The 2,047-nt window shown below is 61.2% G+C and carries 1 protein-coding gene; it reads right to left on the bottom strand.

The genetic code is table 11. The features are described from left to right. Window positions 1-841: 841 nt before the first annotated feature. Complete coding sequence (locus BM171_RS18575; RefSeq protein ID WP_093016132.1) at window positions 842-1,552, bottom strand: hypothetical protein; 711 nt, start codon at window positions 1,550-1,552, stop codon at window positions 842-844. Window positions 1,553-2,047 lie beyond the last annotated feature (495 nt).

Below are 2,047 nucleotides of genomic sequence, written 5' to 3'. Positions count from 1 at the left end.
GATTGCCGCCAATCTCGGCCGACGCCGGTTCCTCCGATGGATACCAGATCGAGAGCGATAGAGGGCGTTCCTGAAGGGAGGTATCCTGAAGATAGACGACACCTGCCACTGTCTCCGCCATGCAAGGCGCTGCACCCAAGACAAGAGCCAAGGAAAGGCAGAATTTCATACAAAGCTCCAAGCCCGGGAAACACGCATGCGCGCTTTAGCATGCGCTCGAGACACTTGCAGCTGCGTCCCTATAGCCACAGCACGCCAATTGAGAATTGTGCATGATCCCAAGCGGGCCGCTTCGACCGGCGGCGACACAGAATGGGGCATCCGAGCGAAGTTCGGTAAGTCCGTCACGCGCAGGAGTGCCTGGCCTTCAAACTGATCTGCAGCATTCCGAGAGCATGATTTATGAGCGTCCGCTTCGGTGAAGCTGCGGTGCGGCAATCGCCGTAATGGCCAAGGTCGGCAAAGGGCCGAGAGCGACGGACGCGGGGCGAAGATCAGGCGCGCATCCTGCTGCACCGCCGCATGACGGCTTTGAGCCCAACTGACCGGAGCGCACCCCGGGTGATTTCGCGCGTGCAGCGAGACGAGCCTCGTGGATGACGGCCCACTGCCGTCATTCGCCAGACCGGGCTTCGCTGCATCGCAGCTTCCTGGAACCGGCCATTTATCTCGTCGTGCAGCATTCGCTTTCAGGCGGAAGTCGGCGATGCCGGACCTTCCTGCCGTAAGCCGCGCCGACTAAATGCCAGCCGCGACAACGACAGTTTTTGCAGGCAGAGTTAGAAGCAGAAGTTTGCTAACAGACGCAAGAGCCTCGTGAACCGCCGCAGAAAGCTTCATTTCAGAATGATATCGCGGTGCCGGGAAGTCTGCACTGGTTCAGTTGGAAGGACTCCTGCAGGCCGAGCGAGGTCAGGATTTGCGCGGCGCGGTCGCTGGCGAACCAGCACTGCGAGATCTTCGGGTCGAGCCAGAAATCGGCGCCCCCGACCGCGCGGGCGGAGACGAAGACATCGCGGCCGGTCAGGCGTAACGGAAGTTTCCACTGCTTGGCCGGATTGTTGCGGTACAGCGGCTTGCAGCGCGGGGTGATCTCGCGCAGCACGGTGTCCTTTTGGTTGGGGTATTCCATCATGTAGAGCGGCAGCGGCATGCGGATGCCGTCCTCGCGGTAGACCGGCACTTCGGTCAGCCTGCCGTTGCCGAAATCGAGGTCGGCCATAGCCTCCGCGACGGCCTGCGTGACGCAGACAACCGAGTTGAAGGGATAGAGATCCACACTTGCCAGAATCCGCTCCAGTGACGCGTCATCGACCCGGGGGCGCCGTATCCCCCGCCAGTCCTGGCTCCTGTCCACCCGAAATCCGGCCGGACGCTCCTCGGCGGTCAGCGGACGGCCGAGTTGGATGCCGACGCTCGCCCTGTGGATATGAAGCATATCCATGATCTCGCCGCTGGCAGCGAGTGGACGGATCGGCAGCGCCCGCGCCTCGCTGTCGAAGATCGGGCGCATCGACCAGATCGGCGCCGGTTGCGCGGAGGTTTCGGGCAAGGCCTGTCTCCTCGTGACTTGCTCCAAGACCGCAAACTCAACCTGCGGCTCACCCTGCCCAGTCCTCTTGGGCCCCGGGCGGCACAATTCATGCTTGCAAAGCATGAGTAGGGCAAGACGCAGAGCAATCCACTCGTCTAATTCGCAGGTTAGTTCGCGTCTTTGGCGCGGTCCGCTGCACTGCAGAATGACTTGGACCAGCGACGTTCGCTCTGAGCGTTAGACTGCCACCGCAGCAAGCTCGGTTTACCGCCCTGCAAAGTCTCACAAACACGATACAGTTCATATCCTGGCTCGATACGGCCATAGCCAACCTTCATGCAATTTGCGGCGAAAGGCCGTTTCGAGCCGATTCTGTGGAAAAACACCCGTTTTCTGGCGCAGAATATCGACGCATGGCAGGGGCACGAGCGCCTTTCTTGTCAGGCTTTTCGCGGTTGCTGCGGTGCAGGAAGGATCTTGGCCAGTTTGCGGAGGTTCTGGGCGGCTGCGGCG

This window comes from Roseivivax halotolerans, assembly GCF_900115815.1.
Classification (GTDB): domain Bacteria; phylum Pseudomonadota; class Alphaproteobacteria; order Rhodobacterales; family Rhodobacteraceae; genus Roseivivax; species Roseivivax halotolerans.
The sequence above is the reverse complement of the archived record's forward strand: the minus strand, read 5'-3'. Positions and strand labels throughout refer to the sequence as shown.